At 69.8% G+C, this 25,644-nt stretch carries 24 protein-coding genes; 12 read left to right on the top strand and 12 right to left on the bottom strand.

The window, feature by feature from the left end:
• Positions 1–44 precede the first annotated feature (44 nt).
• The 4 genes from JOF29_RS19615 to JOF29_RS19600 all read left to right on the top strand — a co-directional run bounded on the left by JOF29_RS19615 (position 45) and on the right by JOF29_RS19600 (position 3,509).
• The gene (locus tag JOF29_RS19615) at positions 45–668 is read left to right on the top strand and encodes an NADPH-dependent F420 reductase (RefSeq protein WP_209695607.1); all 624 of its coding nucleotides are present in this window, start codon (positions 45–47) and stop codon (positions 666–668) included.
• A 43-nt stretch (positions 669–711) separates the two neighbouring features.
• Positions 712–1,665 (top strand): SDR family oxidoreductase, encoded by a 954-nt coding sequence (locus JOF29_RS19610; RefSeq protein WP_209695606.1) that lies wholly within the window; start codon positions 712–714, stop codon positions 1,663–1,665.
• Positions 1,662–2,330, top strand: a complete 669-nt coding sequence (locus JOF29_RS19605; protein WP_209695605.1) for an NADPH-dependent F420 reductase — start codon at positions 1,662–1,664, stop codon at positions 2,328–2,330. Before JOF29_RS19610 ends, JOF29_RS19605 begins: the two co-directional genes overlap by 4 nt.
• A 537-nt stretch (positions 2,331–2,867) precedes the next feature.
• Positions 2,868–3,509 (top strand): GNAT family N-acetyltransferase, encoded by a 642-nt coding sequence (locus tag JOF29_RS19600; RefSeq protein ID WP_209695604.1) that lies wholly within the window; start codon positions 2,868–2,870, stop codon positions 3,507–3,509.
• 461 nt (positions 3,510–3,970) lie between these two features.
• Here JOF29_RS19600 and JOF29_RS19595 read toward each other — a convergent pair whose 3' ends face one another.
• The 3 genes from JOF29_RS19595 to JOF29_RS19585 form a co-directional block, all read right to left on the bottom strand.
• Positions 3,971–4,357, bottom strand: coding sequence for a recombinase family protein (locus tag JOF29_RS19595; RefSeq protein ID WP_209695603.1), 387 nt, complete (start codon positions 4,355–4,357; stop codon positions 3,971–3,973).
• A gap of 240 nt (positions 4,358–4,597) precedes the next feature.
• Positions 4,598–5,242: a response regulator gene (locus JOF29_RS19590; protein WP_209695602.1), complete on the bottom strand. Its 645-nt coding sequence runs from the start codon at positions 5,240–5,242 to the stop codon at positions 4,598–4,600.
• On the bottom strand, positions 5,206–6,711 hold the full coding sequence (locus JOF29_RS19585; protein ID WP_209695601.1) for a sensor histidine kinase: 1,506 nt from the start codon (positions 6,709–6,711) through the stop codon (positions 5,206–5,208). Before JOF29_RS19585 ends, JOF29_RS19590 begins: the two co-directional genes overlap by 37 nt.
• A gap of 272 nt (positions 6,712–6,983) precedes the next feature.
• Between JOF29_RS19585 and JOF29_RS19580 the strand changes: the two genes are divergently transcribed.
• Positions 6,984–8,189, top strand: a complete 1,206-nt coding sequence (locus JOF29_RS19580) for an alpha/beta hydrolase family protein (RefSeq protein WP_209695600.1) — start codon at positions 6,984–6,986, stop codon at positions 8,187–8,189.
• 178 nt (positions 8,190–8,367) lie between these two features.
• Here the strand turns inward: JOF29_RS19580 and JOF29_RS19575 are convergent, their stop codons facing one another.
• The 3 genes from JOF29_RS19575 to pepN all read right to left on the bottom strand — a co-directional run bounded on the left by JOF29_RS19575 (position 8,368) and on the right by pepN (position 13,432).
• On the bottom strand, positions 8,368–8,949 hold the full coding sequence (locus JOF29_RS19575) for a DUF4158 domain-containing protein (protein WP_209695599.1): 582 nt from the start codon (positions 8,947–8,949) through the stop codon (positions 8,368–8,370).
• A gap of 246 nt (positions 8,950–9,195) precedes the next feature.
• Positions 9,196–10,788, bottom strand: coding sequence for a septation protein SepH (gene sepH, locus JOF29_RS19570; protein ID WP_209695598.1), 1,593 nt, complete (start codon positions 10,786–10,788; stop codon positions 9,196–9,198).
• Between the two features lie 187 nt (positions 10,789–10,975).
• Positions 10,976–13,432 carry an aminopeptidase N gene (gene pepN, locus JOF29_RS19565; RefSeq protein ID WP_209695597.1) on the bottom strand — a complete coding sequence of 819 codons (2,457 nt, stop codon included), beginning with the start codon at positions 13,430–13,432 and terminating at the stop codon, positions 10,976–10,978.
• Between the two features lie 35 nt (positions 13,433–13,467).
• Between pepN and JOF29_RS19560 the strand changes: the two genes are divergently transcribed.
• The 3 genes from JOF29_RS19560 (at position 13,468) to JOF29_RS19550 (ending at position 16,048) form a co-directional block, all read left to right on the top strand.
• Positions 13,468–14,412: an aldo/keto reductase gene (locus tag JOF29_RS19560; RefSeq protein ID WP_209695596.1), complete on the top strand. Its 945-nt coding sequence runs from the start codon at positions 13,468–13,470 to the stop codon at positions 14,410–14,412.
• 115 nt (positions 14,413–14,527) lie between these two features.
• Positions 14,528–15,298 (top strand): YaaA family protein, encoded by a 771-nt coding sequence (locus tag JOF29_RS19555; RefSeq protein ID WP_209695595.1) that lies wholly within the window; start codon positions 14,528–14,530, stop codon positions 15,296–15,298.
• Positions 15,299–15,427: 129 nt separating this feature from the next.
• Entirely contained in the window at positions 15,428–16,048 is a 621-nt protein-coding gene (locus tag JOF29_RS19550) for an HNH endonuclease family protein (protein ID WP_209695594.1), read from the top strand.
• A gap of 9 nt (positions 16,049–16,057) precedes the next feature.
• Here the strand turns inward: JOF29_RS19550 and JOF29_RS19545 are convergent, their stop codons facing one another.
• The 3 genes from JOF29_RS19545 to JOF29_RS19535 all read right to left on the bottom strand — a co-directional run bounded on the left by JOF29_RS19545 (position 16,058) and on the right by JOF29_RS19535 (position 19,332).
• Entirely contained in the window at positions 16,058–17,005 is a 948-nt protein-coding gene (locus JOF29_RS19545) for a helix-turn-helix domain-containing protein (protein ID WP_209695593.1), read from the bottom strand.
• 155 nt (positions 17,006–17,160) lie between these two features.
• A complete protein-coding gene (locus JOF29_RS19540) occupies positions 17,161–18,114 on the bottom strand; it encodes a DUF389 domain-containing protein (protein WP_209696226.1) in 954 nt (317 codons plus the stop codon).
• 24 nt (positions 18,115–18,138) lie between these two features.
• Positions 18,139–19,332: a Cmx/CmrA family chloramphenicol efflux MFS transporter gene (locus JOF29_RS19535; RefSeq protein ID WP_209695592.1), complete on the bottom strand. Its 1,194-nt coding sequence runs from the start codon at positions 19,330–19,332 to the stop codon at positions 18,139–18,141.
• Positions 19,333–19,439: 107 nt separating this feature from the next.
• Here JOF29_RS19535 and JOF29_RS19530 point away from each other — a divergent pair, with 107 nt between their 5' ends.
• Positions 19,440–20,048: a rhomboid family intramembrane serine protease gene (locus JOF29_RS19530; RefSeq protein WP_209695591.1), complete on the top strand. Its 609-nt coding sequence runs from the start codon at positions 19,440–19,442 to the stop codon at positions 20,046–20,048.
• Here JOF29_RS19530 and JOF29_RS19525 read toward each other — a convergent pair.
• Complete coding sequence (locus JOF29_RS19525; RefSeq protein ID WP_209695590.1) at positions 20,041–20,961, bottom strand: threonine/serine dehydratase; 921 nt, start codon at positions 20,959–20,961, stop codon at positions 20,041–20,043. The two genes, JOF29_RS19530 and JOF29_RS19525, sit on opposite strands and share 8 nt — an antisense overlap.
• A 51-nt stretch (positions 20,962–21,012) precedes the next feature.
• Between JOF29_RS19525 and JOF29_RS19520 the strand changes: the two genes are divergently transcribed.
• The 3 genes from JOF29_RS19520 to JOF29_RS19510 are packed head-to-tail and all read left to right on the top strand — an operon-like array spanning position 21,013 to position 24,025.
• Positions 21,013–22,887, top strand: a complete 1,875-nt coding sequence (locus JOF29_RS19520; RefSeq protein WP_209695589.1) for a propionyl-CoA synthetase — start codon at positions 21,013–21,015, stop codon at positions 22,885–22,887.
• Positions 22,888–22,913: 26 nt separating this feature from the next.
• On the top strand, positions 22,914–23,564 hold the full coding sequence (locus tag JOF29_RS19515; RefSeq protein ID WP_209695588.1) for an SDR family oxidoreductase: 651 nt from the start codon (positions 22,914–22,916) through the stop codon (positions 23,562–23,564).
• A 32-nt stretch (positions 23,565–23,596) separates the two neighbouring features.
• Positions 23,597–24,025: an OsmC family protein gene (locus tag JOF29_RS19510; protein WP_209695587.1), complete on the top strand. Its 429-nt coding sequence runs from the start codon at positions 23,597–23,599 to the stop codon at positions 24,023–24,025.
• On the opposite strand, the gene JOF29_RS19505 is transcribed toward JOF29_RS19510, so the two are convergent.
• Positions 24,015–24,791, bottom strand: coding sequence for an SDR family oxidoreductase (locus JOF29_RS19505; RefSeq protein ID WP_209695586.1), 777 nt, complete (start codon positions 24,789–24,791; stop codon positions 24,015–24,017). The genes JOF29_RS19510 and JOF29_RS19505 overlap by 11 nt on opposite strands.
• Positions 24,788–25,627 carry a hypothetical protein gene (locus tag JOF29_RS19500; protein WP_245357674.1) on the bottom strand — a complete coding sequence of 280 codons (840 nt, stop codon included), beginning with the start codon at positions 25,625–25,627 and terminating at the stop codon, positions 24,788–24,790. Before JOF29_RS19500 ends, JOF29_RS19505 begins: the two co-directional genes overlap by 4 nt.
• Between the last annotated feature and the right edge of the window lie 17 nt (positions 25,628–25,644).

Here is a 25,644-nt window from a genome sequence, read left to right as displayed (position 1 = left end):
GCCGTCCCGGCGCGTCGTCAACGGACTCGAGAAGGCAGCACATCATGAGCAGCATCAGCATCATCGGCCTTGGGGGCATGGCCCGCGCCATCGCCACCCGCGCGGTTGCGGGCGATGCCGCCGTCGAGGTCATCGGCCGCGACGCGGCCAAGGCCAAGGCCCTGGCCGCCGAGCTTGGCGGCCGGGCCACGGCCGGGACCTTCGGCGCCACCCCAGCCGGCGACCTCGTCATCCTCGCCGTGCCGTACGCCGGTGCCGTGCCGATCGTCGCGCAGTACGGAGACGCGCTCGCCGGCAAGGTCATCATCGACATCACCAACACCTTCAATGCCGATGCCGCCGGGCTGGTCACCCCGGGCGACACCTCTGGTGCACAGGAGATCGCCGAGGCCGCCCCGGCGAGCGCGCACGTGGTGAAAGCGTTCAATACCATCTTCGGCCACGTCCTGGCTCAGGGCGGCTCGCTGGACGTGCTGCTCGCCGGCGACGACGCGGACGCCAAGGCAAGGGTGTCGGCCTTCATCGACAGCCTCGGGCTGCGCCCGCTGGACGCCGGCGGACTGCAGGTGGCGCGCTGGCTGGAAGGGCTGGGCCTGGTGATGATCGGCCTGGCCAGCCATGGCCTAGGAACCTTCAACTTCTCTCTCGGCGTCAACCTGGCCGGCTGAGCGCAACGAGAAGCACCTCCACCTAGACGCATAAGGAGCAGTAGTGCGCGTTTTCGTTACTGGCGGGACCGGCCACACCGGTTCCTACATCATCCCCGAGCTGATCGCCGCCGGGCACGAGGTCACCGGCCTGGCCCGGTCGGACACGGCCGCGACGGCGTTGTCCGCGCTCGGCGCGAAGGTCCGTCGCGGCGACCTCGAGGATCTCGACGGGCTCAAGGAGGCGGCCGCGGACTCCGAGGGCGTCATCCACGTCGCGCACCGCCAGGACCTGCTTACCTCCGGCGGGATCGACGCCGTGGCCGCCGCGGAGCTCCCGATCATGCTGGCCTACGGCGAGGCGCTCGCCGGAACCGGAAAGCCGCTGGTCGCGGCAGGAAGCATCGGCTCGCCCGGCAACCTTGGCCGGCCGGCCACCGAGGAGGACCCGGCGCTTCCCGGCGGCGATGAGTACAAGGGAACCTTGCGCGTTCGCAACGTGGTGGAAACCGCCGTGATTGGCCTGGCCGAGCAAGGCGTGCGGTCCTCGGTCGTTCGGATCGCGAACATCGCACACAGCACGACCGATCCTGCCGGCTTCCTCGTACAGCTGATCGCGCTCGCACAGGAGAAAGGCGTCGTCGGCTACCCCGGAGACGGCGCTAACCTATGGAACGCCGTACACGTCCGCGATCTTGCGTCCGTGTTCCGCCTGGCGCTGGAGAAGGGGCCGGCAGGCAGCTATTGGCACGCCGTCGGGGACGGGGCCATCCCGCTCCGCGAGATCGCCGAGGCCATCGGCAGCCGACTGGACCTGCCCGTCGTGAGCATCCCTGCCGACGTCCTGATGGTGCCCGGATACTTCGGGTTCCTCGCGAACATCGTCACGCAGAGCTACCCGGCGTCCAACCTCATCACCCGCGAGACCCTCGGCTGGGAACCCGCGCAGCCCGGTCTGCTCGCCGGTCTGGACAACGGCCACTACTTCCCCACGAAGCGCGAACAGGGACCCAGATGACGACTGTGGGATTCATCGGAAGCGGCAACATCGGCCTCACCATCGCGCGCCTGGCCGTCGACGCCGGGCACCAGGTCGTGATCAGCAATTCCCGCGGCCCGGAAACGCTCGGCGACACGACCGCGCGACTGGGGCTGCGAGCGTCCGCGGCGACGAGCGGGGAGGCTGCGGCGGCCGGTGACATCGTCGTGGTCACGGTGCCGGTCAAGGCGTTCCCCGATGTGCCCGCCGCGCCATTGGCCGGGAAGACGGTCATCGACACCTGCAACTACGGAGCCGAGCGTGACGGGTACATCCCGGAACTCGACAGCAACGCGCTCACCTCGAGCGAACTGCTCCTTCGGTACCTCCCGGACGCCAGGCTCGTCAAAGCGTTCAACAACATCTTCTACAAACACCTGTTCGCACTCGGCCGCCCGGCGGGGGTGGCCGACCGCTCGTACCTGCCGATCGCCGGGGACTCCGCGCCGGCAAAGGCGACGGTGACCGAGTTCATCGAATCCATCGGCTACAGCGTGGTCGACGCCGGACCGCTGGCCGACAGCTGGCGGCAGGCGACCGGCACGCCGGTGTGGGGGACGCCGTACGGACCGTACTCGAACGAGAAGGGCCAACCGGCCGGCGAGGACGTCATCCGCGCCGCACTGACCCGCGCAACGCGGTAACCGCACGGTGGGCTGATCGTGGAACGCGCGGGGCAGACGACAGCCCACCAACGCTGGACGCCCAGCGCGTCTCGCTCAAGGACCAGCACATACTTCGCGGGCTTGGGATCGACGTCGCCGAGTTCGCTGGTCTTGACCACGGCGGCTGCGGCCTCGGCGATCCTGAAAGCCCGGCGACAGCCCCGGTGGCCGACTGGCTTCAGCGGCATGGGTGGTGACCGGCGAGGCGACGCGCGATCGAGACCGAACTCTCGCCCGAGATTCAGCCAGTAGGGTCACGCGTAACAGCGCTGATCAGCCTGGGTCTAGCTTCGACGAGGAGCTGCAGATGGAGGTGAAACACCGGATGATCGTGTTCGACGCCGCGGATATTGACTCCGAGAGCTCGTTCTGGGCCGGGCTGCTCTGAGGCGCGGGTGCTGAGTGCTGCCGACGATCGCACGGCCATGCGAGGAGGTGCAGACCTATGCCGGCCACGCGGGGCCATCCCCTCGCGTTTGCTGGCCGCCGGCCGACTGATACTCAGGGAGGTATCTGATGCCCGTCCACCGCGAGGACACCACCCCGGGGAGCCCTCCCCAAATGGAAGTACATGTAGTCACTCCTGACCGCTGGAACGACCTGGTCCAACTATTCGAACGCAAAGGTCCACGCGGTGGCGTTCCGATTCCGGGTCACTGCTGGTGCATGCTCTGGCGAGACGAGCAGGGGCCGGCCGACCGCCGCAAAGCGGCGCTGAAGGCCACCGTCGATCAAGGCCGGTATCCGGGGCTCGTCGCCTACATTGACGACCGTCCGGTTGGCTGGGTCGCCGTGGCGCCACGTGCGGACCACAGCAGGCTTGAACGATCTCGGCAGTACGGGCCAACTGCTGGAGACCATGATGTCTTCGCCGTCACCTGTTTCTACGTCGATCGCGACGTCCGGGGAAGAGGTATAGCCAGCGCGTTGCTGGACGCAGCGATCGACCACGCGCGAGAGCGCGGTGCCGTCGCTCTTGACGCGTTCCCGAAGACGAACCTCGCACCGCACGCCCAAGCCAGCCGCAGGGCCGAGGAGAACGACAGTTGGATGGGACGCCGCGCCTCATATGAGGCACGCGGGTTCCTCACTCTCCGCGACGCCGGCGCCAGAACCGTGATGCGTCTGACGTTCAACCCGGACCGACGGATTGACTAACTGAATCCGTGACCAGCCGAAGTACACACGCTCAGCGTGTGCCCCCGAGGGTGATCCGAGCATCGGGGTAACTCAGCGGTCCGGCGCTGATGTCCTCTGGTTGAGGGATGAGCGGATCATTCGAGGCTGCCATCGTGCAGGCGCAGGTTGCCGATGGTGCCGACATTCGCGGGCATGGACGCAACCGGAGCACCTGGGTCTTCCGGGCGCCGCTTGGCCCCTGGGAAGTACACCCAACCGTCAGCGAGCAGAGAAGACCGATCGCAACGGCGGCTGGCCTGGCCTTACGCCACGCCGGGCCTTGGGTCTTGTCAACCCTTCGTGCCGGCTGTACCTCTGTCGTCGGGCGCTGAGGTGGTTGCCGTTGTCCTCGGGGTCGAGGAATCCAGGAACAGCGGTTGGCGCTGAGAATGATCTTGATGGATCTGGTGTGGGTGTGCTGGCGAGTAGCCTGGTGGCGGCTACTGTTCGGCGGTTTTGATCCGGGTGGCGTAGACCCGGTGGGCCTTGCGGGCGGCGGGTGTGGCGGTGTCGGCGGCGAGGGCGGCGCTCTGCTGGAGGGCCGCCCGGTGGAGGGCGAGCGGGGCGGTGAGGCGGATGGCCTCGGGGGCGACCTGGTGCTGGCGAGCCAGGGCCTTGACGGCGGCGCCTTCCTGGTAGGCGGTTACGACGTCGGCGGCCTCGTCCAGGAGTTTGGTGAACCCCGCCCGGTGCAGGGAGAGCTGGCGGCTGGAGGTGGCGGGGTCGTCGTAGACGGGGGCGCCGGCCTTTAGCAGCGGGGCGAGGGCGTGCCGCTGGCGGGCGTCGGTCTGTTTGTCAGTGGAGTGCCGCAGGTAGATGCGGACCATCGTGTCCCACTCTCCGGTCGGCTGGGCGGTGTCCGACGGGCATCCGCAGCGATTTAGGGGGCGAAAAGGAGGGGCGGAAGCCGGGATCGGATCCGATTGGATCGGTGGCCGGTTGTCGCAGGTCGGGCGCGGGATCCTGATTGGATCGGCCGAGGGCGGCGTAGACGAACGATTCCACCCCCATCGGCCATGCCATTTGGGAGCTACCTCCGACCCGGAACGCGGAGAGGGGAGGGGCCTTTAGCGGTTGAGGTATGCCAGGACGGCGAGGACTCGCCGGTTGTCGTCGTCGGATGGTTGCAGGCCGAGCTTGTGGAAGATGGAGGTGGTGTGTTTGGCGACGGCTCGTTCGGTGATGACCATGTGCTGGGCGATGGCGGTGTTGGAGCGGCCTTCTGCCATGAGGGTGAGTACTTCGCGTTCTCGGGGGCTGAGTGTGGCCAGGGTGGTGTCGCTGGAGTTGTGGGTGAGCAGGCGGGTGATGACTTCGGGGTCGATGGCGGTGCCGCCGTCGGCGACTCGGCGTACCGCGTCGATGAAGGGGGCGCTGCGCATGACTCGGTCTTTGAGGAGGTAGCCGATGCCGCCTGCGTTGTCGGTCAGCAGCTCGCGGGCGTACAGGGGTTCGACGTACTGCGACAGCACCAGAACCGGCAGCCCGGGCGCCTCCCGTCTGGCTTTGAGCGCGGCGCGCAATCCCTCGTCGGTGAAGGTGGGTGGTAGCCGGACGTCGACGATGGCCACGTCCGGCCTGTCGGCTGCCACGGCGGCGAGCAGGTCCGGCCCGTTGTCGACGGCGGCGGTGACCTGAACTCCGCGTGCTCTGAGCATCCGGGTCAGGCCGTCCCTCAGCAGGAAGAGGTCTTCGGCAATGACAACGCGCACGGGATCTCCAGGTTCACCATGGTCGGCCCGCCGGGCGGGCTGCTGACAGCAAGGATGCCGTCGAACGCGGCGAGCCGCTGCTCCAGGCCGCGCAGCCCGGTGCCCTGCGCGGGATCGGCACCGCCGCGGCCGTCGTCGGTGACGCCGATCCGCAGTGTCCCGGCGGTGTGGCCGATGTCGATCCAGACCGCACCGGCACGGGCGTGTTTGGACACGTTGGCCAGCAGCTCGCTGACCGCGAAGTAGGCCGCTGATTCGACCGGCGCCGGTGGCCGGCCGGGCAACTCGCCCGCGAAGTGAACCCGCAGCGGCAGGTCCAGGGCGAGCCCGTGCACCGCGTTGACCAGCCCTCGGTCGGCCAGCATCGGCGGATGGATCCCGCGGACGAGGTCACGCAGCTCGGCCAGCGCTTTGACCGAGGAGTCCCTGGCCTCGGCCAGCAGCGCCCGTGCGGCCTGCGGGCTGGTCTCGACCAGTTCCTCGGCAGCGTCCAGGGTCATGCCCATCGCCACCAGCCGGGCTTGTGCGCCGTCGTGCAGGTCCCGTTCGATGCGGCGCATCTGGGCCGCGCCGGCATCGATGGTGGCCGACCGGGTCTGGGCCAGGTGGCGGACCCGCAGCGCCAGCTCAGCCTGCCTGTTGGGGCCCAACATCGAACGGGCGAACTCGCCGTAGGCCGGCAGCAGCCGCGGCCCGGCCCACAGCCCGAGCCCCATCAACGCCAAACCCAGCGGCACGGCCAGCCAAGCGGTCGGCTGCAGGGCGATCATGGCGCCCGGCCCACCGGCCAGCAGGGCGGCGGGCACGGCGACCAGCAGGCAGCCGCCGGTGGTGTTCACGGCCGTCCACATCAGGTCCCGCCAGGTCGCCGGGTCGGTCAGCAGCCAGCCGATCCACCGCCGGCGGCCGGTCTGCTCGCCCGGAGCGGGCCGGTACGGGACGGCGATGGGCACCCCGCACCACGCTCCGACCAGCCGTCTGGTCAGCCCGGCCACCCAGCGCGTGCCCAGCGCGCCGCAAGGAACCAGGAGTACCGCCAGGCCCAGGCACAGGAAGCTACGTCCGCCAGTGGGCGTGCCACGGTTGATCCCTACGGCCGCCAGTGCCAGTACCGGAGGCGCCAGCGGCACGGCCCCGGCCGGCCAGGCGATGCGTCCGGTCACCCACCGCATGCCCACCACGCTGCACGAAACCAGCAGGACCGCCAGACCCAGCCACACGTAGTCGTACTGACCGCGGGTGCCGGGACCGGGGGACGGCACCGAGCCCGGGCCATCGGGGTGGTGCAGCCCTACGGCGGCCACCGCGAGCACCGGAGCTCCCAGCAGCGCGGCGGCTCCGGCCAGCGTCAACCCGCACAACACCAGCCCGCGGGCACAAGCCACCAGGCCATCGCCTATCCAGAACGTCCATGGCCAGCGCTCGCGCCGCGGGACCGCCCTTGCCGGGATCGTCGCTCTACCGGTCACCGCTGATCTCCTCGGCCGGGGGTATTTCGGTTCATTGTGCCGTGCGTCCGACCGACCCGCAGTGACCTTGAACCCCGAACCGCAGGTACGTCTACACGTACCCCATACATGCCATCCAGCCCCATATCGGCGCCGGCAGGTCGATATCTAGCGTAATCGGCAGCCCGGCAAACCCGGGTCGGCTTCGAACTCATCGAGATCGAGAGGAACGCCATGAACCTCCAGTTCGCTCCGTCCGACCAGGCCGTACCTGCCGCGGCGGCGGTCAAGCGATGATCGTCGGGTCGTGGACCCGTGGGCTGCGTGGTGGCCTGGCCGCCGCCACCACATTCCTCGCCTTCGTGCTGTCCGCCGCCTGCTCGCCGGCGTCCGCCTCCCCGGTGTCGGCGACTACGTCCGCTACCCCTTCGGCCACGCCCTATCTGCTCAAGCCGACCGGTCCTCATCCGGTCGGCACGACCTCGGTGTATCTGAAGGACTCCTCCCGTCCCGACCCCTGGGTCCCCCAGCAGAAGGCCCGGGAACTCATGGTCACCCTGTGGTATCCGGCGACATCGCCGGGCCGACAGCGGGCGCAATACATGACGCCCAAGGAGTCAGAACTCCTTCTGAAGGGCGAGGGCGTCACCGGCGTGCCCTACGACGCGCTGAGCCGAGTCCGGACCGGCGCCTTCAGTGACGCCAAACCAGCCGGTCGGAGGCACGGTCTCCCCCTCGTGGTGCTCTCGCCCGGCTTCCAGGTGACTCGTAAAACACTGTCGGGCCTGGCCGAGGACCTGGCAAGCCACGGGTATGTGGTGGCCGGGATCGACCACACCTACGAGAACTTCGCCGAGACCTTCCCCGACGGGCGGACCACCGCATGCGTCGCCTGCCGGGCCACCCAAGATCCCGGGTTCCTCACAAAGGTCATGCAGGTACGGGCAGCCGATGTCTCCTTCGTGCTCGACGAACTGACCGGGCTGCACCCGGCATGGAGGGGCGCATCTTTGATCGACTCGTCCCGGATCGCGATGGTCGGCCACTCCCTCGGCGGCGCCAGCGTCATAGCAGCCCTGCTGAAGGACTCCCGCGTGCGCGCCGGCATCGACATGGACGGCACCACCTACGCCTCGATCCCAGACAGCGGACTGCCTCGGCCGTTCCTGTTCCTGGGCACGCAGGCCAACCACAGCCCGGGAGGCCCGGACACCAGCTGGGACCGTGACTGGAAACTCCTGACCAGCTGGAAGCGCTGGCTCGTCGTGGCCGGGGCGCAACACATGTCCTTCACCGACCTTGGGCTGCTGAACGACCAACTCGGCCTCGGCCACAACGCCGTCCTGCCCGGCACCCGAGGCATGCAGATCACCCGCCGATACGTCCTAGCCTTCTTCGACCTGAACCTGCGCAACCAGCCACAACCCTTGCTGGACAAACCGTCAAAGCGCTACCCGGAGCTCAAGTTCTGCTCCCCGAGCACCAACACCTGCCAATAGCGCTCCTCCCGGTGCGGAGGGCACTCCCGATCGCACCGGGAGTGCTCTCCGCTCCCGAGCGTGGCCCGGCCAGACCGGACCAGCCCCGGAGAGTTTCGCGCCCTGCCCAGCCAGGATCACCGGGCACCGTGCGGCATCGAGCGCCGCCGCGATACCGGCCAGCGTCTCGGCCACGTGATCACTCACTCGCCATCATCTGCGGCGTCCTGGTCAGTGGTCGGCGAGCGCAGCGCAGGTACTTCGAATTCCACAAAACCACCCCGGCAGCAGCACCCGGTGCCGGCGCGGCCAGGCCGCCGACTGGTCGAACAACGCCACCGGCCCCTCCGCGTGCGTCCACGCCCGCCCGTGCAGGAACGTCAGGAACCCCTTGTTGAGCTGACGCGCGCCAGCTCTCCCGGTCGCCGAAGGTCACGAACCCGTAGGCGGCCTGGATTTTCCAGGCGTGCTCGTAGGAGGTCTTGGGCCGCTCGGTGTACTTCTGCACCGCTGAGGCGTCCCCGATCTCAAGCTGCTCGGCCAGGTAGTCGACCACCGGCCACGGCACCGCGAGGAGGTCCTCCAGGAACAGGCCCTTGTACCGGACGGTGCAGATCTGGACGGCCACACCCAGACGGTGCGAATCCGCACGCGACTGCGCGATCAGATCCCGATCGGAGGCGTCGAGGAAGAAGAACTTCTCCAGGTCCGACGACGGCGGCACCTCCCCGAAGGTGCTGTACGCGGCGACCATCTCATCAGACAGGAATTCGACAGGCATGGACGCAAAACGTAGACACGCCACGTTTCCGGATGATCACCCAAAGTAACTTCATGATCACCAAACCCTCACCCACCCCACCCACCTCAACACCCACAAACATCAAGATCATTCTCAGCGCCAACCGCTGTTCTGGATTCCTCGACCCCGGTTCTGCCGCCGGCGAATCCAATTCGCGCTTATGGATCGAGCGCCGACGCAGACGAGTTCGGGTGATGGGAGTCCGAGGCGTACCTGCTCCGTGGGTCAGTCGGCCTTCTTGCCGAACATGATTTCGTCCCAGCTGGGGACGCTTGCGCGCTTGCCGCGGCGGGCGGGCTTCTTCTTTGGTTCGGCTGGGGGGTCGGTGGCCTGGGTGTTGTCGGCGCCTTCCGGCAGGGCCGGCTGCTCGGGGGTTGTGGCCGGCTTGGAGGGACGAGCGGACTCGGTGCGGGCGTCGCCCGGCGGCTGCTCGGCGCGGGCCGACTGGGTGTACTCGGGCTGGTTGTCTTCGGAGGCGCGGTCCGGTGCTGGGCGGCGGTCCTCGGACGGACGCTGCTCGCCAGAGCGTGCGCTCTGCTCGGGGCGTGGGTCCGCCGGGCGGGGTGCTGTCGGTCGCGGTCCGGTCGGACGGCTCGGCTCGGCCCGCTGCGTCTCGGGGGTCCGCGACGGAGTAGCACGTGCCGACGGCGCCTGCTCCTGGCGCGAACCAGCCGGCCGGTTGCGAGCGGAGCGGTCGTCCGGCAGTCCGCGCCCGGGCTGCTCGTCACGGAAGTCGCGCGCCGACTCGTCGTGGAAACCGCGCGTTGACCGGGAGTCGCGAGTGTTGAGTGCGGAGGGCTCGTCGCCGAGGTCGTCGACTGAATCGTCGTCGCGGTGGGGGTCGGCGGGGGAGGCGTAGGTGGGGGGTGGGGTGGGGCGTTCTACGGCTCGGACCGACGGGCGGGGGGCGGGGGGCTGGTCGACGGGGACGTCGATCAGGGTTGGTTCTTCGTCGGGGTTGGGGACGGAGTGGACTCGGCGCGGGCCGCGGTCGGTGTCGTGGGAGGTGCGGGAGACCTCGCGCTGGTGGCCCTGGGTGTCGTCGCGGGAAACCGGGTGGTTTCGGCGGCGCAGGGCGACGGTGTCCTCGAAGCCTGCCTCGTAGCTGTCGGCGCCGTGGTCCGGTGCGATCAGCGGGTCGATGTCCGCGACCGCGGCCAGCCGGCGCTCGCCGGGCTGCGGCTGTACGGGGGTCGGCAGGACCTGCGCCTGCTCGCCGACCAGCCAGCGCGCCTCGTCGTCATCGGGTACGACGTACCGACCGGGAGCGTCGTACGCGAACATCCCGACCTTCTCGTCCTTCTGCTCCTCGCCGGAGTCCTCGCTGTCCTCGGACTCGACGAAGTACGACACCCGCACCGCCCAGCGCCCGTCCTCGCGGCGCCACGCGTCCCACTCGGCCGACGCCGGGTCGACGTGCCGGAGCCGCAACCGGTCGGTCACCCAGGCACCCAGGTTTCGCGTCGGAGCGTCGCCGCCACCGCGACGGCGGACGGACGCGCGCTGCGCGAGGGTCGCGATGTGGTCCCGCTCGGCCAGGACCGGGCCGGCGAACGCCATCACGCGTTCCATCGGCATCTGGGCGACCGCCGCGACCGCCTCGGGACTTTCGCCGGCGCGGATACGAGCCTGGATGTCTCGTGGGCGCAGCGCGCTCTCCATTTGAATCTCCAGCTGGCCGAGTCGGGCACGGTCGCCGCGGAGGGCCGCACGCAACCGGTCGTCGACCGGTACGGCGAACTCCTCGCCCGTCTCTGCCATCGCCAGGATGAGCTGTTTCCCATCCTGGCTCAGACCGACGAGCCTCGCCTCGCGCATTGACCTTGTTCTCCTGTGCGGTTCTAGACAGTCTCTCCCGGACGCTGGGCCTGACCAAGACCGGCGCGCCGTGCCGCCCGGTCATTGTGGAGGTTACGTCACGAAAACACATCTTGCCTGGTCACCAGGGTCCTCCTGGTCACACCAGTCACAGTAGTCACAACACGGCGTGACGGCCCACGACGGGTCAGTCACCGAAGGCCGAACGGACCGACAGCGCCCGCTTCAGATCGTCCGCGCTGTCGGCCACCGAGCGCCGGATGCCGGCCGCGACCGACTCGTCGGCGATCAGGCCGCCGGCCAGATCGACCACCCGCTGTTCGATCGCGTACCGCGGGAACGCGAGCTTGGCGCTGCTCGCGACCACCCAGCCCGATCGGAGCTTCTCGGTGCCCGCGATCTCGGCGAAGTACCGGTCGACGTACGGCGCCGTGAGCTCGGCCTGCGTCGGGTGCCAGAACCCTTCGCACGCGGCGTACAGCTCGTAGTTCGGCAGGTCGGCGTCGGTCGTGATCTGCGCCCAGGCGCGCTCCTTCGCCTCGGCGGTCGGCAGCGCGGCGCGGCAGCGGGTCGCGTGTACGACGCCTTCGGAGGACGGGTCGCGCTGCAGTTCGGCGGCGATCTCGGCCTCGCCGATCGCACCGAGCCGGGCGAGCTGCAGCGTGACCAGCCAGCGCAGGTCCGCGTCCATCGTCACGCCATCCGGTACGTCGTCACCGGCCAGCCACCCGTTCAGCCGGTCGGCGTCGTCGGTGAACCGCGCGAACCCGCGGGCCAGCGACAACTGCACGCTGGTCCCGGCCTCGACGGTCTCCAGCCGCGCCTGCAGTACGCCGGCCAGCTGCCCGCGGTACGGCTCGTACGGCAGGTAGACGCCGAGCAGGTGGCTGATCGACCAGTTCAGCATCGTCCCGACCGCGATGTCGCTGGTCTCGGTCGGCAGCATCCCGAGCACCACGCCGAACCCGGCCTTCGGGTCCAGCTCGGCGTCGGCGACCGAGTCCCGGACGCTGTTCAGTACGACGGCCCGCGTGACCCCGTCGCCGATCTTCGGCAGCAGCGCCGCGAGGTTCGCGAGGCTGTCCGGGTCGAGCCGGATCTTCGCCCAGCTGTCGTCGCCGGAGTCCGGGATCACCACGGCGACCGACGGGTCCAGGTCGACGTCCACCTCATCGGCATCGACCAGTACGTCGACAGTGGTCCGCCCGCCGTCGGCGTCGTACCCGGCGACGGTGAGCTTGTGCGGCCGGGACGCCGGGTACGCCGCGGGCGCCTTCCGGTGCAGCTTGATCCCGTCGGCCGTCCGGACGACGGTCAACGTGTCGAGGCCGGGCGTCCGCAGCCAGGCCTGGGCCCACTCGTCGAGCCCGGTCGCGCCGGCCTCGGTCCACTTCCCGACCAGGTCCGCGAAGGTCGCGTTGCCGAACTCGTGCGCCGCGATGTGCGCGTTGACACCGGCCAGGAAGACATCGTCGCCGAGGTACGCCGCGAGCTGCTTGAGGGTCGCGGCGCCCTTGGCGTACGAGATGCCGTCGAAGTCGTCGAGCGAGGAGGCCGCGTCCTTGACCGCGTCGGCCGCGACCGGATGCGTCGACGACCGCTGGTCGGCCTGCAGGCCCCACCACTTGCGCATGTAGGCGAAGTCGAGCCAGTTGTCGGTGTACCGGGTGGCGGCGGTCGCGACCCGGTGCGCCATGTACTCGGCGAACGACTCGTTCAGCCAGAGGTCGTTCCACCACTTCATCGTCACGGTGTCGCCGAACCACTGGTGCGCCATCTCGTGCACGATCGTCCGGGCCCGCTGGCTGCGCTCGCCGTCGGTCACCGCGGACCGGAACACCATCTGGTCCCGGAAGGTCACGCAGCCCGGGTTCTCCATCGCGCCGGCGTTGAACTCCGGCACGAACGCCTGGTGGTACTCGCCGAACGGGTACCGGTAGCCGAACATCCGGTGGTACTCGTCGAAGGACTGCTTGGTGACCTCGAAGATGTCCGCGGCCTCCCGGTCCAGGGCGTCCTTGAGCGACTGCCGCGAGACGACGCTGAGGTTGATCCCGTCGTGCGCGTCGGTGACCTGGTGGTACGGCCCGGCGACCACGGTGACGAAGTACGTCGACAGCGGCTTGGTCTCGGCGAGCTCCCAGCGGCCGGGGGAGACCTGCGTTGCGGCCCCGTTGCCGAGCACGAGCCACTCCGGCGGCGCGGTGACCTTCAGCCGGTACGGCGCCTTCAGGTCGGGCTGGTCGAAGCACGCGAAGATCCGCGGGCCGGCGTCCAGGAACGACATCGCGTACGTGTAGGCGAGCCCGTCGGCGGCGTCCACCGCGCGGTGCAGGCCCTCGCCGTCGTGCGAGTACGCCATCGTGGCGACGACGACCAGCTCGTTGTCCGGCTGCAGGCCGGACAGCTCGAGCCGTCCGTCGTTCAGGCCGGCCACGTCGACGGCCGAACCGTTGAGCGTGACCGAGATCAGCTCGTCGGGTTTCACGTCGACCCAGCTCGACGGCGCGGAGGTCGTGAACCGGATCGTCGTGGCGGATCCGAACGTCCGCTCGCCCTGGGTGAGGTCGAGGTCGACGTCGTACGAGTGGACGGAAAGCGCGGCGGCCCGAGTGCGGGCGCCGTCGACGGTGAGACTCGGCATGAGGGCCACTGTATGCGGTGACTAGGCTGAGCCCCATGGGCAATATGGAGTACCGCCAGCTGGGTGACTCGGGTCTGACCGTGAGCGTCGTCGGACTCGGCTGCAACAACTTCGGGCGCCGGCTGGACGCGGGCCGGACCGAGGCCGTCGTGAGCGCCGCGGTCGACGCCGGCATCACGCTGTTCGACACCGCGGACATCTACCGCGGCGAGCACGGGTTCAGCGAGGAGCTGCTCGGCAAGGCGCTCGGTGCGCGCCGCGACGAGGTCGTGATCGCGACCAAGTTCGGCGGTGACATGGGCGGTGTGAACGGCCCGGACTGGGGCGTCCGCGGCTCCCGGCGGTACATCCGGAAGGCGGTCGAGTCCAGCCTGCAGCGGCTCGGCACCGACTGGATCGACCTGTACCAGCTGCACTTCCCGGACCCGGTGACGCCCATCGAAGAGACTTTGGCAGCCCTGTCCGAATTGGTTGCCGAGGGCAAGGTGCGGTACATCGGCAGCTCGCAGTTCGCGGGCTGGCAGGTGGTCGACGCGGACTGGACGGCACGGTCCAACGGCCTGGAGCACTTCATCAGCGCCCAGAACCAGTACTCGCTGCTCGAGCGTGACGTCGAGGACGAGCTGGTGCCGGCTTGCGAGCACCTCGGGATCGGCGTCCTGCCGTTCTTCCCGCTCGCCTCCGGTCTGCTGTCCGGCAAGTACAAACGTGGTACGTCGGCACCCGAGGACAGCCGGCTGGCGTCGCAGCCGGAGCGGCTCGCGCGGGCGGACTTCGACAAGCTCGAGGCGCTGGACACGTTCGCGGCCGAGCGGGGCCTGACGATGATCGACGTGGCGATCGGCGGCCTGGCCGCGCAGCCCGCGGTCGCGTCGGTGATCGCCGGTGCGACGAAGCCCGAGCAGATCACCCAGAACGTCGCCGCCGGCACCTGGGACCCGACCCCCGCCGACCTCGCCGCCCTCGACGAACTCACGTGAACTGTATTGAATGCCGCGCTCCGCGCGGCGTGTCACGGGGCTGCTACTCCCGGCCTCCCCTCGTCGCTCCAGTCGCTTCGCTCCCTGCGCTCCTCAGTCCAGGCCGGGAGGCCCCATGACACTGATTCTCCTGCCGCCCTCCGAAGGCAAGACCGGGCGGACGCGCGGTCGTGCTGTGGACTTCTCGACGCTGTCGTTTCCTGAGCTGAACCCGGTCCGTGAGCAGGTGCTGGAGACGCTGGCGAAGGTGTCCGCCTCCGCCGACGCGCACGACGTACTGGAGGTCGGCGCCTCGCTGCAGCACGAGGTCGAGCGCAACACCCGCTGGCGCACCGAGCCGTCGGTTCCGGTCTCCGAGCTGTACTCCGGCGTCCTGTACGACGCCCTCGGCTACGCCACGCTCTCCGCGGGCACGAAGCGCCGCGCCGCGAACCGGCTGCTCGTCGTCTCGGCCGCCTGGGGCGCACTCCGCCCGGCCGACCGCGTCCCGCCGTACCGACTCTCGATGGGTACGACGCTGCCGGGCCACGGACCGCTCGCCTCCGTCTGGCGGGAACCGCTCAACGCCGCACTGGCCGACGTGGACGGCGTGATCGTCGACTGCCGCTCCTCGACGTACGTCGCCGCGTGGCGTCCGAGCGGTGCGCAGGCGGACAGGTGGGTGTCGGTGAACGTGGTCCGCGAACGGAACGGCGTACGTACCGTCGTCTCGCACAACGCCAAGCACACCCGCGGTCTGGTCGCGCGGCACTTGCTTGAATCGGGCAAGGATCCGGGGACCGCGAAATCCCTGCACAAGCTGATCGGCGAGCGCTGGAACGCCGAACTCGACCACCCTGGCAAGCCTGGGGCCGGGTGGACGTTGACCGTCGTGGAACACGACTGACGTTCACTCGACTGTAACTGGTGAGTGGTTTCCTACGGTGCGTGATCGGGGAAGGCTGAGGGCAGCAACGTCCGGGGGGATCCGCCCCACCCATCGGAGGCCTGACCAATGCCCCGCAAGTTCACCCGTATGACCACCCTTGTCACCACCGTGGCAGCCGCCGCGACCGCCTGGGCTCTGACAGCCGGGCCGGTCATGGCGTCGCCGCCGACCCCGCCGTCCGCGAGCGCCGCGGCCACCGAGCTGGCGAGCCTGACCGTCAAGGCGGAGGGCTCGACGACCGGCTACAGCCGGGATAAGTTCCCGCACTGGATCAACCAGTCGGGGACCTGCGACACCCGGGAAGAGGTCCTGAAGCGCGACGGGACCGGCGTGAAGGTCGACAGCAGCTGCCAGCCGACCTCCGGCAGCTGGTACAGCGTGTACGACAAGCAGACGTTCACGAACTCCTCGGACGTCGACATCGACCACATCGTGCCGCTCGCGGAGGCGTGGAAGTCGGGCGCCAGCGGCTGGACCCAGGCGAAGCGTCAGGAGTTCGCGAACAACCTGACGATCTCGCAGCTGATCGCGGTGTCGGCGTCGAGCAACCGCTCGAAGGGTGACCGGGACCCGTCGGCGTGGCAGCCGACCAACACCGCGGTGCACTGCCTGTACGCGCGGTACTGGATCTGGGTGAAGTACACCTACAGCCTGTCCCTGCAGTCCACCGAGAAGACGGCGCTGCAGCAGATGCTGGGTACCTGCTAGGGACACCTGCTAGTCCTCGAGAAGGTGGCGGCGCTGGGCGTGGATGCCGGCCTGGAAACGGGTCCGGGCGCCCAGCGTCTCCATCAGCTCGGCGACCCGGCGGCCGACGGTACGGCTGCTCAAGGCGAGCTGCCGCGCGATCGCGTCGTCCTTGAAACCGGCCGCGAGCAGCGTCATCAGCCGCGCGTCGGTCGGGTCGGCCTTCGCGGCCGGAACCACCGGCACCGCCTGGTCCCACAGCAACCAGAACATCTCCATCAGCGCGTCCAGCAACGCACACGGATGGACGACGAGAGCGCTGTCGACGAGCTGATCCACGGACAACGGCAGCAGCGCGATCCTGCCGTCGAATACGGCCAGCTTCATCGGCACCTGCGGATGGACCCGCGAGGTCTCGCCCGCGTCGGCAGCGCTGAACGCCTCGTCAACGCCGCCCGGGATGTCGAGCGAGTCGGGGGAGTAGATGCCGTGCACGACGACCCCCTCACCGAGCAGCCCGCGGACCGTACTGTCGGACTCGGCGGCTTGAGCGGCGTACGGCGGGCGGTCGAGGACGAGGAGCTGGTTCCGCGTCCCGTTGAGCAGCTGTGTGAACCGGGCCGCGATCGCCTCCTGCCCGACGATCACCTCGACCAGGTTCTCCGGCCGGTACCGCTCCTGGGTGCTCAGCTCGGACAGCAGCACCCGTGCCTCGGCGCGGACGCGGTCGAGCTCGGCCCGTCGTACGGCGACCAGCGCGTCCACCGCCACGTCGGGGCGGGTCGGCAGCAGGCGGACCGGGTCGTCGGAGGTACTGGTCAGCAGACCGAGCTTCTCGAGCCGGCCGACGGTCGCGATCACGTCCTGCAGGTCCCGGCCGAGGCGGTCGGCGAGCGGCTGGATCTCGCAACCCGGCGCGGACAGCAGCGCTCGGTAGGCCTCCTCGTCGGACGGCTCCACCCCCACGGACTCCAGCATCCGATCAGGCTATCTCGTTCCCCGGACGGGCTCGACCGGTTTGGCGACTTCACGTCATGGCCGACATACGTCAGTACCCGGACAGGTGCACGACCCCCTCGAGTGGGGTACATCTGACGTGCCGGGCGCGCGCGGACCGGACAGGGGACGCCCGGTCAAGCCTCAACGCGCGCGCCCGTCCTGCGCTTGACCCGCAGGTAGCTGCGCCACACCACCCGCTGCAGCATCAGCGTCAGCACCCCGGCGACGGTCATACCGGCCAGGTTGATACCGAGCTGCGCCGCGGATCCGCCGATCTGGTGCGGCGCCCAGAGCGCGAGCGACAACGCCAGATCACCGGCGGCCGGGACTGTGGTCACCGAGATGAACACCCCCACGAGCGCGTTGCCGCGACCGGCCGTCTGCGACAGCACACCGGCACATCCGGCGAGTACGGCGACCACCGCCGACCACTTGTCCGGTCGCCAGATGAACCCGGTCAACGGGCGCGCGGCCGTCACATCGCTTACGTCCACCCACCCGACCGCGCGTGCCAGCAGCGCGGCGATCGCGGTGAGCACGATCGCGACCACGAACCCTTTGACGAGCAGTACGAGCGACGCGCGCGAGAGCCCGCGCTTGCGCAGGAACAGCCCGACGGCGAGCGCGGCGACCACCCCGAACTCCGGCCCGACCACCATCGCGCCGACGACCAGGATCGCGGAGTCGGTGACCACGGCGACCGAGGCGATCATCGTCGCCAGCGTCAGGAACGCGTAGTACACCCACGAGCCGCCGGCCTCGTTGTACGCCTGGTCGACCACGGCGTCCCAGATCACCGCGTCGTCGGGCGCACCGGGTGCTGCCTTCTCCGCGGCCTGGGCGTTCCGCGACGGGGCCGAGTCGACGGCGGACAGCGCGACGGCGCCCTCGTCGTACAGGCCCTCGGCCTTCAGGAAGCCGAGGATGTCGGAGGTCGCCTCGCGGGTCACGTCGCACTCGACCACGTCGCCGTCGGGGCGGCGGGCCGCGCCGGGCAGCCGCACGATGCTGGTGACCCGCGGATCGGCGACCAGGGTGTTCAGGACGTGCTCGCTACGATCCGGCGGAACGATCAGGCGCAGATGCATCACGGTCGACATGATGCCGCAAGCTCAGACGGCACGCCGACTTCGATCCGGCGCACCGCGATCAGCAGGGTCCGGTGCAGTGACCAGCGCGGCGAACAGGACCGTCGCGAGCGCCGCCAGCCCGGTGCCGACCGCGATCCAGCCGAGGCTCGGGTAGCCCGCGCCGGCGTCGATCGCGAGGCCGCCGAGCCACGGGCCGACGGTGATGCCGACGTTGAACGCGGAGAAGTTGGTGGCGGTGGCGAGCGTGGGTGCGTCGCCGGCGAGGCTGAAGACGCGGGCGTTGAGCGCCGGGTTCGCGGCGAAGCCGAAGGCGCCGAGGAACACGATGACGGCGATCGCGAGCACCGCGATGTGAGCGGTAAGGGCGAGTACGGCGGACAGCGCGATGAGTCCGGTGATGCTGATGAACAGCGTGTGGAACGGGAGCGCGTCGGCGAAGCGGCCGCCGACGGTGATCCCGATGAAGGACCCGAGACCGTACAGCGCGAGGATGCCTGGCACTGCGCCGGTGGGGAGGTGAGTGGTTTGGGTCAGCAGCGGGGCCAGATAGCTGAAGGTGACGAGGATCGACGCGGTGACCAGTGCCGTGGTGGCGAAGGCCAGCCAGAGACGGGTGTTGCGCAGGGCGCGGAGTTCCTCGAGGAGGCGTGGGGTCGTCGCCGGGTCAGGGCGGCCCGCGGGGACGGTGGCGACGACGCCGGCCATCGCGAGCACACACAGGCCGGCGACGGTCCAGAACGCCGACTGCCAGCCGAGGTGCTGGCCGAGGACGGTGCCGAGCGGCAGGCCGATGATCGTGGCGATCGTGAGGCCGCCGGTGACGACGCTCATCGCGCGGGCGCGGGCGTTCGACGGGACCAGCGCCACGACCGTCACCGCGGCGACCGACCAGAACCCGGCGTACACGAACGCGCCGACGATCCGGGTCGCGAGCAGTACGGCGTAACTGGTGGTCAGGGCGCCCGCGACATGGGTGAGCGCGAAGATCGCAAGGAAGACGAGCAGCGCCGTACGCCGGGACCAGTTGAGCGTGACGACCGCGAGCACCGGGGCGCCGACCAGCATGCCGGCCGCGAACGCGGAGATCAGCAGCCCCGCCTGCGGGATCGAGACGTGCAGGTCCGCGGCCAGCTCCGGGAGCAGCCCGGCGAGCATCAGCTCCGATGTGCCCTGCGCGAAGATGCTCAGGCCAAGGACGTACACCGCGATCGGCATCGTTCCCCCTCACTCGACGAGCCACTCGCAGTATCGCAGACGTCACGTTCCGCTGTCGCCGCGCCTGTCAAGGGCTGAGACTTGGCCGGATACGGCATCGTTGAGACATGAGCTACCAGACGCCGGCGAAGCGGACCGGGCGGAGCGTGGACACCTCGAAGATCGGAGGTGGCCTGAAGCTGCTCGCTGGGCTGGTCGGGCTGATGTGGCTCAGCGAGATCATCGACACCGCGACGAACGGCGCCCTGAACCAGTACGGGATCATCTCCCGGGAGCCGCGCGGCCTGATCGGGATTCTGACCTCCCCGTTCCTGCACCTGGGGTTCGGCCACCTGATCTCGAACACGCTGCCGCTCGTGACGCTCGGCGTGCTGATCGCGGTCAGCGGCGCGTCCCGGTTGTTCGCGGTGACCGCGATCGTGACGGTGCTCGGCGGTTTCGGGACCTGGCTGATCTCACCGTCGAACGTGATCACGATCGGCGCCAGCGGCCTGGTCTTCGGGTACGCGGCGTACCTGATCGTGCGGGGGCTGTTCAACCGGCGGCTCGGTCAGGTGCTGGTCGGGATCGTGGTCATCATGGTGTGGGGCAGCGCGCTGCTGACCAGCCTGCTGCCGCAGGACGGAATCTCCTGGCAGGGTCACCTGTGCGGCGGCATCGCCGGTCTGTTCGCGGCCTGGGTGCTCGCCGACGACAAACCAGCCCGTCCTAAATGAGCGTGCTCGGGTCGGTGTTGGCTCCGCAGACGACCACGACCACCCGCTCGCCGTCGGCCGGTTTGTAGGCGCCGGACGAGAGGGCTGCCCAGGCGACAGCGCCGCCGTGCTCCGTTGCCAGGTGGTAGCTGCTCCACAGTTCCTTGCGGGCGGCAACGATCGAGTCGTCGTCGACCAGGAGGGACTGCACCTGGTGGCGCCGTACTGCGGCGAACGCGAGGTCGCCGAGGCGGCGGGCTCCCAGGGAGTCGGCTGCTACGCCACCTACTGGCCCGTCCGTGGGCTGCTGCGCGTGCAGAGCGCGGTTCATGGTCGGGGCCAGCACCGGCTCCACCCCGATGACGTTGGCGTTGTCGCCGATCGCGGTAACGATGCCGCCGATCAGCCCGCCGCCCCCGACCGCGACCAGTACGGTGTCGAAGTCGTCGACCTGGTCGAGGATCTCCAGGCCGACCGTGCCCTGACCGGCGACGACCTCCGCCTGGTCGTACGCGTGCACGAGCAGCCCGCCGGACTCGCCCTGCGCCTGCAGCGCCGCCTCGTACGCCTCGGCGTACTCGTTGCCGACCTGCACGATGTCCGCGCCGAGCGTCTGCAGCTTGCCGAGCTTCGCGGCCGGGGTGGTCTCGGGTACGAAGATCCGGGCCGGTACGCCGAGTTCGCGCGCGGCGTACGCGGCCGCGAGCCCGTGGTTCCCACCGGACGCGGCGACGATGCCCTGACCGCCCAGCTCGCCGTTCTCCTTCGCGGTCAGCAACCGGTTGAAGGCGCCTCGCGGTTTGAACGACCCGGTGTGCTGCAGCAGCTCGAGCTTGAACGTGACGCCCGGCGCCACCTCGATCACCGGAGTACGCCGGACCCGCCCGGCGATCCGCTGCGCGGCCTGCTGTACGTCGTCGACACTTACCGTCATACCCCAACCCTGCCACGATGGTGAACAGCCGACGGTTGGGAGGCCCTGCCCATGGGCGCGTACGACGAGAGTTATCGCCGGAGCCTGGACGACCCGCACGGGTTCTGGCTGGAGGCGGCCGAGGCGATCTCCTGGACGCGGCCGCCGACCCAGGCCCTCGACGCGAGCGCGGCGCCGATCTTCCGGTGGTTCCCGGACGGCGAGCTGAACACGTCGTACAACGCTCTCGACCGGCATGTCGACGCGGGCGACGGCGAGCGGACGGCGCTGATCTACGACTCGCCGGTGACCGGGACCGGGCGCAGCTACAGCTACACGGAACTGCGCGACGAGGTGGCGACGTTCGCCGGGGCGCTGGCCGGGCTCGGGGTGGGCAAGGGTGATCGGGTGATCGTCTACATGCCGATGATCCCGGAGGCCGTGGTCGCGATGCTGGCGTGCGCGCGGCTCGGCGCGATCCACTCGGTGGTGTTCGGCGGGTTCGCGCCGCGGGAGCTGGCGGCCCGGATCGAGGACGCCGGCCCGAAGGTGATCGTGGCCGCGTCCTGCGGGATCGAGCCGTCCCGGGTGGTCGAGTACAAGCCGATCATCGACGAGGCGCTCACGATCGCGTCGCACCGGCCCGCGTACACCGTCGTACTGCAGCGTCCGCAAGCAGAGGCGCAGCTGGGCGAACGGGACCTCGACTGGACCTCGTTGGTCGCGCAGGCCCAGCCGGCCGGCCCGGTGCCGGTCGCCGCGACCGACCCGCTCTACATCCTCTACACCTCCGGTACGACGGGACGCCCGAAAGGCGTGGTCCGTGACAACGGCGGGCACGCGGTCGCGCTCGCCTGGACGATGCGGAACGTGTACGACGTCGGCCCGGGCGACGTGTGGTGGACCGCCTCCGACGTCGGCTGGGTGGTCGGCCACTCGTACATCGTGTACGCGCCGCTCCTGGCGGGTGCGACGACCGTCCTGTACGAGGGCAAGCCGGTCGGTACGCCGGACGCCGGCGCGTTCTGGCGGGTGATCTCGGAGCACGGCGTCAAGGCGTTGTTCACCGCGCCGACCGCGATCCGGGCGATCAAGAAAGTGGACCCCGAGGCGGCCGAGCCGGCGAAATACCCGATGGACACGTTCCGGACCTTGTTCCTGGCGGGGGAGCGGCTGGACCCGGAGACGTACCACTGGGCGCACGACCACCTCGACGTACCGGTAGTCGACCACTGGTGGCAGACCGAGACCGGCTGGCCGATCGCCGCGAACCCGCGCGGGCTCGAGCCACTGCCGACCAAGCCTGGCTCGGCGACCGTACCGATGCCCGGGTGGAACGTGCAGATCCTCGACACGTACGGCAAGGAGCTGCTGCCGCACGAGGAGGGCTCGATCGCGATCAAGCTCCCGCTGCCGCCCGGCGCGCTGCCGACGCTGTGGGGTGACGACCAGCGCTACATCGACAGTTATCTGAAGGAGTACGACGGGTACTACCTGACCGGAGACGGCGGCTACATCGACGACGACGGCTACATCTTCGTGATGGGCCGAACCGACGATGTCATCAACGTGGCCGGCCACCGGCTGTCGACGGGGTCGATCGAGGCCGTCGTGGCGTCCAACCCGGCCGTCGCGGAGTGCGCGGTGATCGGCGTGCACGACGCGCTGAAGGGGCAGCTGCCGCGGGCCTTCGTCGTACTGAAGGCGGGGGCCACGGTCACCGACGACGTACTGCGGGACGAACTGGTGGCCGCAGTACGCCGGGAGATCGGACCGGTTGCGGCGTTCCGGGACGTGTCGGTGGTGGAGGCGCTACCGAAGACCCGGTCCGGGAAGATCCTGCGCCGGACGATGCGCGGCATCGCCGACGGCCGCGACGAGCCGGTCCCGTCGACGATCGAGGACCCCGCCGTACTCGATGCCCTCCGGCCGGTCCTCCGCGGGTAGCACAACCTGCGGGATAGGGTCGGGGTATGCGAGTCGTGATTGCAGGTGGACACGGACAGATCGCGCTGCGCCTGACCCGGTTGCTGAGCGCCGACGGTCATCTGGTGGTCGGCATAGTGCGCAACCCGGAGCACGAGTCCGACATCGCCGCAGCCGGTGGTCAGGCCGCCGTCCTCGACCTTGAGCAGGCCGATACGGCTGCCGTGGCCGACGTACTGCGTGGTGCCGACGTCGCGATCTTCGCGGCCGGCGCCGGGCCGGGCAGCGGGAATGCCCGGAAGGACACCGTCGACCGCGGTGCGGCCGCGTTGTTCGCGGACGCCGCCGAGCAGGCCGGCGTACGGCGGCACATCCAGGTCGGCTCGATGGGCGCGGACCGGGCCGAGTCGCTCACCGACGACGCGACGTTCACGGTGTACCTGAAGGCGAAGTGGGCGGCCGAGGAGGACCTGCGCGCCCGCGACCTGGACTGGACGGTACTGCGGCCCGGCGGCCTGACGGACGACCCGGGCACCGGCACGGTGTACCTCGCCGACAAGACCGGGAACGGCCGGATCACCCGTGACGACGTCGCGCTGGTGCTGGCCGGGCTCTGCGACACCCCGGCCGCGATCGGCCGGACACTCGAGCTCGTGGCCGGCGACACCCCGGTTCGCGAGGCCCTGCAGAACCTCTAACGTTGCCACAAGCAACAGAATGTGACGGGACGATGGCAGACACCCTCCGCCAGGTCAGCTTCGAACGCCTGGCGAACAGCAGCTACGAGGTGAAGAACGCCCGCGGCGGCAGCATCCGGGTCGGTTCCGGCGGCGCGGACACCGACTTCACGCCGGTCGAGCTGCTGCTGGCCGCGATCGGCACCTGCTCGGCGATCGACGTCGACGTCGTGGTCAGCCGGCGCGCGGAGCCGACCGAGTTCAGCGCGGTGGTCAAGGGCGACAAGATCCGCGACGCCGACGAAGGCAACCGGATGCAGAACCTCGCGATCGAGTTCACCGTCCACTTCCCCGAGGGCGAGGACGGCGACAAGGCCCGCGAGGCGCTCCCGCGCGCGGTGAAGATGTCCCACGACCGGCTGTGCACGGTCAGCCGGACCGTCGAACTCGGCACACCGGTGACGACCACGGTCAACGACTGAGGAACTCTTTCGGCGGCCTGAGGCGGGTGCGCAGGAGGCGTTGGGTACTGCGGCTGTCGACGCGGATGTCCGACGGAGTGCCTGCTTCGAACGGGAGCGCGTCCGGGTCGAGGCCATCGCGAACGGCGATCAGACGGCCCAGCTCGTGACGGCTGAGCGGTTCGGGGCCGGCCACGTGGGTGATGCCGTGGAAGTCCAGGATCAGTAGTTCGAGCAGTGCGGACGCCAGGTCGGCGACGTGGACCGGGCAGCGGATGTTGGCGGTGAAGAACGCGCCGGGTTCGCCTGCCGCGAGGCGGCGTACCCGGCGTTCCTCTCCGGAGGAGCCGTCCGATCCGACGATGATCGACGTACGGGCGATGACCGCGTCCGGCCGGAGCGCCCGGACGGCCGTCTCCGCGGCCGCCTTGGCCGCGCCGTACGGCGTTGTCGGGCAGGGCGACTCGTGCTCCGCGTAGGCCGTCGCGCGGGAGCCGAAGACCGCGTCGCTCGACACGAAGACGAGGCGGGCATCGCCAGCGGCGAGGGCGACGTTGACGGCGCCGTCGGCGGTGGTCGCCCAGTCGTCCTGCTTGTACGCGGTGTGGATGATCCCGTCCGGCTCGACCTTCCGGATCACGTCCCGGACCTGATCGGGTCGCCGTACGTCGAGCTGCACACCGCCCGGGACCGGTTGCGCGTGGTACGCCGGGACGACGTCGTGCGACGCCACGCGCAGGAGTTCCCGCCCCAGGAGTCCTGCGTCACCGGTGACAAGCAGCCTCACAGGACAACCCTATGGCGTTCGAGCCGCCAGCCCGCGGTCCGCGTGGCGCGCTTCACCTCGGCCACCGTCCGCACCTTGCGCGGCGACTTCCACGACTGCGACGGCTTGTGCAACATCCAGCCGCCGCCAATGGTCACCGCCGCGTGCTGCACGAGCCCCGCAGCGTCCCGCCACACGAAGACCGTCCCCGGTACGTCGTCCTTGCCGCCGCGCTCGGTGTGCGCCGCCAGCCACTCCTCGAACGGCTCGCGCACCATCCACACGTGCTCGGCGCCCTCGACCCCGCACGCCGCCATCACCGTGCCGAAACAGTTCGGCCCGCTCCCGTCCGCGAACGTCCCCGCCAGTTCCTCCACCCGTGGCAACTTCCTCGGCCAGCTGCGAACCTCCGCGTGCCGACTCGGTCCCAGGTCCTCGCTGACGATCTCCGGCAGTACCGCCATCGGATTGCCCAGCAACGATTTCCACCAGACGAACCGATGCCCGTCCGCCTGCTGCCTGATGCCGTCCCCGACAACGCCGGACCACCTCCGCACGCTCGGCACGAACCCGCGCCCGTAGCTCACCTGCGCACGCACCAGCCCGGCGCGGGTAGCCTTCGGAAGTTCGCCGTACGCCGCCTCGGTCAGCCAGACCGTCCGCGCCGCCTTCCGGTCGATCGCGTAGATCCAGTACGTGTCGCGGTCCTCGCGGCTCGGCTCGCGATCATCGGTGCCGAGCTTCCACGCGTTCGCCTGCTTCCGCGTGACGAAGAACGGCTGCTCGTCGGGCGCGAGCCAGTCGACCCAGCGGTCGAGCAGGTCGGGGGAGACGGCGATACCGAGGACGGTCAGCATCGGGACACGCTCTCATC

Origin of the sequence: Kribbella aluminosa, from assembly GCF_017876295.1 — a bacterium.
Taxonomy (GTDB): domain Bacteria; phylum Actinomycetota; class Actinomycetes; order Propionibacteriales; family Kribbellaceae; genus Kribbella; species Kribbella aluminosa.
This window is presented reverse-complemented; position numbering and strand designations above follow the sequence as displayed.

Coding starts and splice junctions, on each gene's coding strand:
- sepH (WP_209695598.1), bottom strand. CDS start 10,788: ATGCGCGAGGCGAGGCTCGTCGGTCTGAGCCAGGATGGGAAACAGCTC.
- JOF29_RS19515 (WP_209695588.1), top strand. CDS start 22,914: ATGCGAGTCGTGATTGCAGGTGGACACGGACAGATCGCGCTGCGCCTG.
- JOF29_RS19555 (WP_209695595.1), top strand. CDS start 14,528: ATGACACTGATTCTCCTGCCGCCCTCCGAAGGCAAGACCGGGCGGACG.
- JOF29_RS19540 (WP_209696226.1), bottom strand. CDS start 18,114: ATGCATCTGCGCCTGATCGTTCCGCCGGATCGTAGCGAGCACGTCCTG.
- JOF29_RS19535 (WP_209695592.1), bottom strand. CDS start 19,332: ATGCCGATCGCGGTGTACGTCCTTGGCCTGAGCATCTTCGCGCAGGGC.
- JOF29_RS19595 (WP_209695603.1), bottom strand. CDS start 4,357: ATGGTCCGCATCTACCTGCGGCACTCCACTGACAAACAGACCGACGCC.
- JOF29_RS19510 (WP_209695587.1), top strand. CDS start 23,597: ATGGCAGACACCCTCCGCCAGGTCAGCTTCGAACGCCTGGCGAACAGC.
- JOF29_RS19525 (WP_209695590.1), bottom strand. CDS start 20,961: ATGACGGTAAGTGTCGACGACGTACAGCAGGCCGCGCAGCGGATCGCC.
- JOF29_RS19600 (WP_209695604.1), top strand. CDS start 2,868: ATGCCCGTCCACCGCGAGGACACCACCCCGGGGAGCCCTCCCCAAATG.
- JOF29_RS19550 (WP_209695594.1), top strand. CDS start 15,428: ATGACCACCCTTGTCACCACCGTGGCAGCCGCCGCGACCGCCTGGGCT.
- JOF29_RS19615 (WP_209695607.1), top strand. CDS start 45: ATGAGCAGCATCAGCATCATCGGCCTTGGGGGCATGGCCCGCGCCATC.
- JOF29_RS19575 (WP_209695599.1), bottom strand. CDS start 8,949: ATGCCTGTCGAATTCCTGTCTGATGAGATGGTCGCCGCGTACAGCACC.
- JOF29_RS19605 (WP_209695605.1), top strand. CDS start 1,662: ATGACGACTGTGGGATTCATCGGAAGCGGCAACATCGGCCTCACCATC.
- pepN (WP_209695597.1), bottom strand. CDS start 13,432: ATGCCGAGTCTCACCGTCGACGGCGCCCGCACTCGGGCCGCCGCGCTT.
- JOF29_RS19500 (WP_245357674.1), bottom strand. CDS start 25,627: ATGCTGACCGTCCTCGGTATCGCCGTCTCCCCCGACCTGCTCGACCGC.
- JOF29_RS19580 (WP_209695600.1), top strand. CDS start 6,984: ATGATCGTCGGGTCGTGGACCCGTGGGCTGCGTGGTGGCCTGGCCGCC.
- JOF29_RS19560 (WP_209695596.1), top strand. CDS start 13,468: ATGGGCAATATGGAGTACCGCCAGCTGGGTGACTCGGGTCTGACCGTG.
- JOF29_RS19520 (WP_209695589.1), top strand. CDS start 21,013: ATGGGCGCGTACGACGAGAGTTATCGCCGGAGCCTGGACGACCCGCAC.
- JOF29_RS19530 (WP_209695591.1), top strand. CDS start 19,440: ATGAGCTACCAGACGCCGGCGAAGCGGACCGGGCGGAGCGTGGACACC.
- JOF29_RS19545 (WP_209695593.1), bottom strand. CDS start 17,005: ATGCTGGAGTCCGTGGGGGTGGAGCCGTCCGACGAGGAGGCCTACCGA.